Below are 9066 nucleotides of genomic sequence, written 5' to 3'. Positions count from 1 at the left end.
GCCGGCCGGGGCTTCGCGGTCGTGGCCGCCGAGGTGAAGGCGCTGGCGGAGCAGACCGCCCGGGCGACCGGCGAGATTTCCGGCCAGATCGCCGCGATCCAGAGCGCCACCGGCGAGGCGGTCGAAGCCATCGGCACGATCACCGCGGCGGTGACGGACCTCTCGGGGCTGACGCTCGCCATGGCGAGCGCGGTCGAGGAGCAGGCCGCCTCGACCCACGAGATGTCCGGCAACATCGTCGGCGTTTCGTCGGCGGCGGACGCCACCGGCAGCCACGTCGACGCCGTCCGCGCCATCGCCGGCGACCTGTCGGCGCATTCCGCGGGCCTGGGCGCCAGCGTCGAGAAGTTCCTCAAGGCGAGCTGAGGACGGAAAGCCGGGCGGGCCGGTCTTCCGGGCGTGAGGCCGATGTGCCGTCTGTCACGAAGATCGCTGCGTCGATGCAACCGGAGGGCGTCTGGAGGCTTATAGCCACTTCCGCCCCCCGGCGGTCCGACCCCGTCACCCGCCATGATCGACAGCAAGCATCTCCTCCCACCCGTCTCCGGCCCTTCGACGAATCCGATCCTGTTCGCGATCTCGGAAGGTCTCGCACGGCTGCTGCCACTGCCGGAGGACGACGCTTTCGGCCTGTCGCGGATCGCGGCGGCCGGGGAGGGCGCGGTGCCGGCTCCGGCCTCGGCCGCGTCCCGATCCGACGCCGACCGGACCGGCTGAGGGAGCGGGGAGGGCCGCCCTGTTGCGGCCACGTTCGTGAACAGACTGCGCGGCGCCTCGACCCGCGGAGACGTTCCCTCTCATGTCCTTCCTCCAGGGACTTCCGATCGCCGACCTCATCGCCCATTACGGCTATCTCGCCGTCTTCGTCGTCGTCGCGCTGGAGAGCGCGGGGGTGCCGATGCCGGGCGAGACCATCCTGATCTCGTCGGCCGTCTATGCCGGCAGCACGGGCAACCTGAACGTCGTCCTCATCGTCGCGGCGGCCGCGGCGGCCGCGATCCTCGGCGACAATGTCGGCTACTGGGTCGGGCGCCGCTGGGGCATGCCGCTGCTGCTGCGCTACGGCCACCTCATCGCCCTCGATCACGGACGGCTCAAGCTCGGACAGTACCTGTTCCGCGAGCATGGCGGGAAGATCGTGTTCTTCGGCCGCTTCACGGCGATGCTGCGGGCCTACGCGGCAGTGCTGGCCGGCGTGAACCGGCTCGATGCCGGCCGCTTCATGCTGTTCAACGGCCTCGGCGGCGTCGCCTGGGCCGGCATCATGGGCTTCGGCGCCTATGCCTGCGGCCGCTCCATCGAGCACATCGTCGGGCCGGTGGGCATCGCGCTCCTGGCCTTCGTCGTTTTCGGCGGAATCGCCCTGTGGCTGTTCATGAAACGCCACGAGGAGCGGCTGCTGGTGAAGGCGGAAGCCGCGATCCCCGGCCCGCTGACGCACTGACCACAGCGCCACCGAACGTCATCCACGCGGCCCCTCTCCCTGCTTGGCGGGGAGAGGGGGTAGATCCATCCGGCTAAAGGCTCTTCAGCCCACCGCCGCCTTGATCGCCGCCGCGACGCGCTTGACGCCCGCGGCCACATCGCCGCCCTTGAGGTGGATTCTCAGCGCCCGGCGCTTACGCTCGGCCAGCACGGCGAAATCGCCCCGCGCCTGCGCCGCGATCACCGTCCTGAAGCCGAGCTTGCGTCCGGGGATCGGCAGGTCGGCCGACGGGTCGGCGGTGATCTGCAGGAACACCCCGGAGGCCGGACCGCCCTTGTAGGCCTGCCCCGTCGAGTGGAGGAAGCGCGGCCCGAATTCCAGGCAGGTCGCGACCTGGCGCGCGTCGCGAACCGCGAGGCGGGCCTCCTGCAGCGCCGCGTGATGCGCCTCGTTGCGCTCGACATAGGCCAGCAGGGTGACGTAATCGCAAGGCTTTACACGGGCGAGATGGGCGGCCACGATCGCCTCGAAGCCGTCACCGGAGCGCAGGGCCTCGGCATTGGCCGCGTCGGCGTAGAGCGCGACCGTCTCGTCCTCGAAGATCGGCGTCTCGGCCGGCAGCGCGCCGGTCTCCTCGGCGCTCGCGAACAGCTTCTTTGTCTCGATCTTGCTCGCCTCGACGTCGGGCTGGTCGAACGGGTTGATGCCGAGCACGGCGCCCGCCACGGCCGTCGCGATCTCGAAGCGGAAGAACTCCTGGGGGAGCTGCTCCACCTTGTCGAGATCGATGCGCACCACCGGCTGCGCCTCGCTCTCCAGGATCTTCACCGCCTCGTCCTGGCGCGAATCGGCGTGACCGGTCAGGCGCAGATACACGAACAGCCGGTCCTCGCCGTAGACGGCGGGGACGCCGACCGGCTCGCCCTCGATCGGGATGATGCCGGTGCCCTCCTTGCCGGTCGATTCGGCGATGAGCTGCTCGGCCCAGGTCCCGAACGTGTCGATGCCGGGGGAAGCGATGATCGTGATCTTGTCGCGGCCGAACTCCTTGGCGGCGACGCCCATCGCCGCGCCGAGGCGCACGCCGGGATTGGCGGCGGGGGGCACCGCCGGCCCGCAGGAGCGGACCATCATCCGGGCGCTGTCGAGGAAGTCGCGGATCTCGACGCCGGCCGCAGCCGCGGGAACCAGGCCGAAGGCCGAGAGCACCGAGTAGCGCCCGCCGATCTGCGGCACGCCGAGGAAGATTTTTCTGAAGTTGTCGTCCTGCGCGGCCTTCTCCATGGCCGAGCCCGGATCGGTCACGGCGACGAAGTGACGGCCCGCCTTGTCCGCGCCCACCACCTCCTTCATCCGGCCGAGGAAGTAGTCGCGGAAGACGTTGGGCTCCAGCGTCGAGCCGGATTTCGAGGCGACGATGAACAGCGTCCGCTCGAGGTTCACCGCCGCCTCGACGGCGCGGACCTCGTCCGGATCGGTCGAGTCGAGGATTCGCAGCTTCGGGTAGCCGTCGCGGTGGCCGAAGGTCGCGGCGATCACCTCCGGCCCGAGGCTGGAGCCGCCCATGCCCAGCACCACCGCGTCGGTGAAGCCCTCCGCACGCACCTCTTCGGCGAAGCTCTCGTAGAGCTCGACCCGCTCCAGCTCGTCCTCGACGATGCGCAGCCAGCCGAGCCACTTGTCCTCGTCGCGGCCGGTCCAGACGGTGTTGTCGTGCGCCCAGAGGCGGCGGATCGCGCCGCTGGCGCGCCAGGACTCGACCGCCTTGTCGGTCGCCGTCTGGAGCGCCTCGTCGAACTTGAAGGTCTGGGCGTCGAGCCGGTGATCGAGGAAAGCCGCGCGCTTGCCCGCGACGGCGCCGAGGAGCGCGTCGGCGGCGTCGACGAAGAGTTGCACGCCCTCCTCGACGAGCTGGCGGGCCACCGCCTCGATGTCGATCCCGGCCTCGGCCAGGCGCGCCATCACGGTCTCGGCCTCGCCGACGTTTTCCTCCAGCGTCGCCCGCACCCGGCCGTGGTCGCGGAACGCGTCCATGGTGGCCGGCGGCATGGTGTTGACGGTGTTCTTCCCGATCAGCTCCTCGACGTAGAGCACGTCGGAATAGGCCTTGTTCTTGGTCCCCGTCGAGGCCCAGAGCAGGCGCTGCGCCTTGGCGCCCTTGGCCTCCAGCGCATCCCACTTGGCCCCCGAGAAGATGCGCTTGTAGCGCTGGTAGGCGAGCTTGGCGTTGGCGATCGCCACCTTGCCCTTGAGATCCTCGTAGCCGCCGACCGCGTCGAGCTTCTTGTCGACGAGGCTGTCGATGCGGCTGATGAAGAAGCTCGCGACGGAGGCGACCTTCGACACGTCGCCGCCGTTCTTCCCGAACTCGGTCAGGCCGTCGATGAAGGCGTTCGCGACCTCCTCGTAGACCGACTGCGAGAACAGCAGGGTGATGTTGATCGAGATGCCCTCCGCCGTAAGCTGGCGGATCGCCGGAAGGCCGGCGGGGGTGGCCGGCACCTTGACCATCAGGTTGTCGCGCCCGACCGCCGCGTGCAGGCGGCGGGCCTCCTTCAGGGTCTCCTCGGTGTCCAGCGCGAGGTAGGGGGAGACTTCGAGGCTGACATAGCCGTCGGCGCCGTCGCTGGACTCGTAGACCGGCCGGAGCACGTCGGCCGCGGCCTGGATGTCGGCGATGGCGAGCCCCTCGTAAAGGTCGATGACGCGGGCGTCGCTGTGATCGAGGGCGGCCTTGAGGCTGTCGTCGTACTCGGCCGAGTGGCCGATCGCCTTCTCGAAGATCGCCGGGTTGGAGGTGACGCCGCGCAGGTCGTCCTTCTCCACCAGCGCCTTGAGCTCACCCTTGGCGACGAAGCCGCGGGCCACGAAATCGAGCCAGACCGCCTGCTCGTGCTCGGCGAAGAGGGCGTTCAGCGCGTTCATCTCGGTCGTCCTCGCGTGATTTTTTTAAAGCGTCCCACACCTGTAGATAGGGCGACGCAGTCGCCTGAACCCTCCCCCCTCTGCGGGGGAGGGTAGCCCTCGCGTGAGCGAGGGTCGGGAGAGGGGAGCGCCGTATCCGGACAGTGCGGAGCCGACCCCTCATCCGCCTGCTTCGCAGGCACCCTCTCCCGCAGAGGGGAGAGGGTGAGTGGTGCACCCTACTTCCTGTGCTTCGCCACCTGCGCGCGGGCGGCCTCCAGCACCTTGTCCGCGGTGAAGCCGAACTTGCCGAGCAGGTCCTTGATCGGGGCCGAGGCGCCGAAGGTGTGCATGCCGACGATGGCGCCCGAGGAGCCGGCGTAGCGGTCCCAGCCGATCACGCTGCCTTGCTCCACCGCCACGCGCGCCAGCACGTCCGGCGGCAGGACGCTGTTGCGGTAGCTCTCGTCCTGGCGCTCGAACAGGTCCCAGGACGGCATCGAGACGACACGGGCCTTCACGCCCTCGCCCGTCAGGGTCTCGTAGGCGCCGACGCAGAGCTGCACCTCGGAGCCCGTGCCAATCAGGATCACGTCGGGCGTGCCCTCGCAGTCGGCGAGCACGTAGGCGCCCTTCGCGGTGCCCGAGGCCGGGCCGTACTTCGACCGGTCGAAGGTCGGCAGCGGTTGGCGCGACAGCGCCAGCACCGCCGGCTGGTCCTTGAGCGAGAAGATCACCCGGTAGGCCTCGGCCACCTCGTTGGCGTCGGCCGGGCGGAGCGTCACGAGGCCGGGGATGCAGCGGAGCGAGAGGATCTGCTCCACCGGCTGGTGGGTCGGCCCGTCCTCGCCCACGCCGATCGAGTCGTGGGTGAAGATGTGGAAGACCGGCAGCTCCATCAGCGAGGCGAGCCGGATCGGCGGGCGCATGTAGTCGGCGAAGACGAGGAAGGTCGCCCCGTAGGCGCGAAGCCCCACGAGTCCGAGGCCGTTCACGATCGAGCCCATGGCGTGCTCGCGCACGCCGAAATGGATGTTGCGCCCGCCGGGCTCGAACGGGGTCAGCGAGCCCGCGCCCTCGAAGGTCAGGTTCGACTTGTTCGACGGCGCGAGATCGGCCGAGCCGCCGAGCAGGAACGGCACGTGCTTGGCGATGGCGTTCAGCACCTTGCCCGAGGATTCGCGGGTCGCCATCCCCTTGGCGTCGGCCTCGAAGACCGGGATGTCCCGGTCCCAGCCCTCCGGCAGCCGGCCTTCGAGGAAGGCGGTCAGGTCCTCGGCATGGGCCGCATCCGCCGCCTTGGCCTCCTCGAAGAAGCCCTGCCACTGCGCGTAGAGCGCGGCGCCGCGCTTGCCGATGCCGTCGGCGAAGGTGTCGTAGACGCCGTCCGGCACGAGGAACTCGGACTCCTCCGGCCAGCCGTAGGCGCGCTTGGCGCCCTTCACCTCGTCGGGTCCGAGCGCGTCGGAATGGGCCTTGGCGGTGTTCTGCTTGGTCGGCGCGCCGTAGCCGATGATCGAGTTGACGATGATCAGGGTCGGGCGGTCGCTCGATTGCAGGAAGGTCTCGAGGACCGAGGCGATGGCGTGGGTGTCGTTGGCGTCGGCGACGCGGAGCACCTGCCAGCCATAGGCGAGGAAGCGGGCGGCGACCTCCTCCGAGAAGGCGAGCTCGGTGTGGCCCTCGATGGTGATGGTGTTGTTGTCGTAGATCCAGCACAGGTTCGACAGGCGAAGATGGCCCGCGATCGAGGCGGCCTCCTGGGAGACGCCCTCCATCAGGTCGCCGTCCGAACAGATGGCGTAGACGTTGTAGTCGAACAGCGGCAGGTCGGGCCGGTTCAGGCGCTCGCCCTTGAAGCGGCCGCCGATCGCCATGCCGACGGAATTCGCCACGCCCTGGCCGAGGGGACCGGTGGTGGTCTCGACGCCGGTGGTGAAGTGGTATTCCGGGTGGCCCGGCGTGCGGCTGTCGAGCTGCCGGAACTTCTTGATGTCGTCGAGCGCGATCGCGGGGGCGTTGCCGCCGTCCTTCTCCGCCACGCGGGCGAGGTGCAGCAGCCCGTAGAGCAGCATCGAGGCGTGGCCGGCCGAGAGCACGAACCGGTCGCGGTTGGGCCAGTGCGGATGGGCCGGATCGTAGCGCAGATACCGGTTCCACAGGGTGTAGGCCACGGGCGCCAGCGCCATCGGTGCGCCGGCATGTCCGGAATTGGCCTTCTGCACCGCATCGATCGCGAGCGTCCGGATCGTGTCGATCGCGAGCTTGTCGCCCTCGCTCAGGGCCGCCTTCGGGCTCGTGTCTGCACCGCTCATGGAATACCCGTCTTTCTCGCTTCCATCGCCCGCCCGCCGGACGGGATGCGCCTATTGCGCCGCAACGGATTCGCCTGCCCTCGACTCGGAATGGTCCGCGCCGCTGCCTCGTTCCGTCGCCGGACCGATCGCGCGGCTGTAATTGAGGATCGTGTTGACGAGCGCAACATGCGTGAACGCCTGAGGGAAGTTCCCCACCAGCCGTTTTGCGCGCACATCATACTCCTCGGCGACCAGTCCGAGATCGTTGCAGACGCCGATCAGCCGTTCGATCAGGGCATGGGCCTCCTGGCAGCGGCCGAGCCCGATCAGGTTGTCGGCGTACCAGAAGCTGCAGGGCAGGAAGGCGCCCTCGTTGCCGGGCAGGCCGTCGGTGGTCTGCCCCTCCGTCTCGTAGCGCAGGATGAAGCCGTCGCGCATCAGGTGCCGCTCGACGGCCGCCACCGTGCCGACGACGCGGGGATCGTCCTGGGGCAGGAAGCCCATATGCGCGATCAGGAGCAGGCTCGCATCGAGGGCCTTGCTGCCGTAGGACTGGACGAAGCTGTTGAGCTCGCGGTCGAATCCCTTCTCGCAGACCTCGGCGTGGATCTCGTCGCGGATGGCCTTCCAGTGGGCGAGCGGCGGCTCGGAGGGGCGAAGGCCGGCATCGTCCATCATCTCGACGCTGCGGATCGCCCGGTCGAAGGCGACCCAGGCCATGACCTTGGAATGGACGAAGTGGCGCCGCCCGCCGCGCACCTCCCAGATGCCCTCGTCCGGCTCCCGCCACACCGTCTCGAGGTGCTTGATCAGCGCCTGGCCGACGCGCAGGCCCTCCCGGTCCTCGGCCATGCCGCGGGCGCGGGCCTGGAACAGCGCGTCGAACAATTCGCCGTAGACGTCGAGCTGGAACTGCGCGATCGCCGCGTTGCCGACGCGCACCGGCTTCGAACCCTCGTAGCCGGGCAGCCAGTCGAGCTCGATCTCCGGCAGGAGCCGCTCGCCGGCGATGCCGTAGAGGATGTGCGCCTGCTCCGGGTTGCCCGCCACCGCCCGGGTCAGCCAGTCGCGCCAGGCGCGGGCCTCCTCGATGTAGCCCGAATCCATCAGCGCCAGCAGGGTGAAGGTCGAGTCGCGCAGCCAGCAGAAGCGGTAATCCCAGTTGCGCACCCCGCCGAGTTCCTCGGGCAGGGAGGTGGTGGGCGCGGCCACGATCCCGCCGGTCGGCCGGTAGATCAGCGCCTTCAGCGTCAGCAGCGAGCGGCGTAGGATGTCGTCCCAGGGCGTCTCCAGGGTGCAGCGGCTCGACCAGTCGCGCCAGAAGCGGTTGGTGTCGGCGAGCCAGCGGCGCGGCTCGATCGGCGGCGGATCCTCCTCGTGCGAGGCGCCGTAGCTGAGGACGAAGCGGACCGCGTCGCCCTTGTAGACCGTGAATTCCGAGATCGTGGTCTGGTGGGTGGAGCCGCGCATCGGCGCGTTGGTGCGCAGGACCACCTTGTGCGGTCCGGAGATGGCGCGCAGGTCGCCGAGTTCGCTGCGCGACACCCACGGCACCGCCGATCCGTAATCGAAGCGCACGGCCAGCTCCATCCGCATCGCCATCCGGCCCCGCACGCCCTCGACGAGGCGGATCACGTGGCTGCCGTCGCCGACGGGCATGAAATCGGTGACGCGGACCTCGCCCTCATGGGTCTTGTGCGTCGTCTCCAGCACCAGCGAGCCGGTGCGGTAGCGCCAGGAATGCTGCGCGCCCTCCGCCGCCGGAGCGAGTTTCCAGAAGCCGTGCTCCTCCGTTCCGAGCAGGCTCGCGAACAGGGCGGCGGCGTCGAAGCGCGGCATGCACAGCCAGTCGATGCTGCCGTCGCGCCCGACCAGGGCCGCGGTGCTCCCGTCGCCGATCAGGGCGTAGTCCTCGATCCGTCCCGCCATCCCGGTCTCCGTCGACGCGTCCGTGCCGAACGGCGCGGGGGATACGCGGGATTCGGCTTGGCCTGCCGAGCGTCACCCGCGAACGCGGCCGCCCCGTCGGGAACGAGGCGCGCGGTCGCCGCTCTGCTCAGCGCGAAGTGGCGCAGCGGCCGCGCTTCGCAAGGTTTCGGGACTAACGATTGTGAAAACGGCGGGACCGGAGCGCGGGCTCAGCGCAGGTCCGAGACGAAGGTGACGACCGAGCTGCCGAGGGTCGCGACGCCGGTCGCCGCGCCGGACACGGCCCCCGTCACCGCGCCGGTGCCGGCACTGCGGGCCGCATCCCAGACCGCGTCGACGGCGGCGAAGGGGAGGGCGCCCGTCGGCAGGAAGCGGTCACCGTCCTCCTCCGCGCGAGCCATCGAGGCCGGCGGCGGGCTGACCGGCTCGGCGACCTTCTGCGGGCTCGCCGGCTGCGTCGTCGCCATCCGGCTCGCGGGGGCGCGGCGGCGCTCGGGCCGGGCGGCGACG

The 9066-nt window shown here is 70.0% G+C and carries 6 protein-coding genes and 1 pseudogene; 3 read left to right on the top strand and 4 right to left on the bottom strand.

Going from position 1 to position 9066, the window contains the following annotated elements:
- The 3 genes from MFF42_RS17405 to MFF42_RS17395 form a co-directional block, all read left to right on the top strand.
- The coding region (locus tag MFF42_RS17405) for a methyl-accepting chemotaxis protein (RefSeq protein ID WP_238256872.1) at nucleotides 1-366 on the top strand (366 nt) is incomplete at its 5' end.
- A 144-nt stretch (nucleotides 367-510) separates the two neighbouring features.
- Nucleotides 511-717 carry a hypothetical protein gene (locus tag MFF42_RS17400; protein ID WP_238256871.1) on the top strand — a complete coding sequence of 69 codons (207 nt, stop codon included), beginning with the start codon at nucleotides 511-513 and terminating at the stop codon, nucleotides 715-717.
- Between the two features lie 82 nt (nucleotides 718-799).
- On the top strand, nucleotides 800-1444 hold the full coding sequence (locus tag MFF42_RS17395) for a DedA family protein (RefSeq protein WP_238256870.1): 645 nt from the start codon (nucleotides 800-802) through the stop codon (nucleotides 1442-1444).
- Between the two features lie 84 nt (nucleotides 1445-1528).
- Here MFF42_RS17395 and MFF42_RS17390 read toward each other — a convergent pair whose 3' ends face one another.
- From MFF42_RS17390 to MFF42_RS17375, 4 genes and pseudogenes are all read right to left on the bottom strand, one after another.
- Nucleotides 1529-4351, bottom strand: coding sequence for a bifunctional transaldolase/phosoglucose isomerase (locus MFF42_RS17390; RefSeq protein ID WP_238256869.1), 2823 nt, complete (start codon nucleotides 4349-4351; stop codon nucleotides 1529-1531).
- Nucleotides 4352-4569: 218 nt separating this feature from the next.
- Nucleotides 4570-6645, bottom strand: coding sequence for a transketolase (gene tkt, locus MFF42_RS17385; RefSeq protein ID WP_238256868.1), 2076 nt, complete (start codon nucleotides 6643-6645; stop codon nucleotides 4570-4572).
- Between the two features lie 51 nt (nucleotides 6646-6696).
- Nucleotides 6697-8556, bottom strand: coding sequence for a glycoside hydrolase family 15 protein (locus MFF42_RS17380; RefSeq protein ID WP_238256867.1), 1860 nt, complete (start codon nucleotides 8554-8556; stop codon nucleotides 6697-6699).
- A 209-nt stretch (nucleotides 8557-8765) separates the two neighbouring features.
- Nucleotides 8766-9066, bottom strand: a pseudogene (locus MFF42_RS17375) (hypothetical protein); the annotation flags it as partial.

Origin of the sequence: Methylorubrum podarium (assembly GCF_022179745.1) — a bacterium.
In the GTDB taxonomy this organism is placed as follows: domain Bacteria; phylum Pseudomonadota; class Alphaproteobacteria; order Rhizobiales; family Beijerinckiaceae; genus Methylobacterium; species Methylobacterium podarium.
Note: the sequence above shows the minus strand (reverse complement) of the source record. Positions and strands in the feature narration are given on the sequence as shown.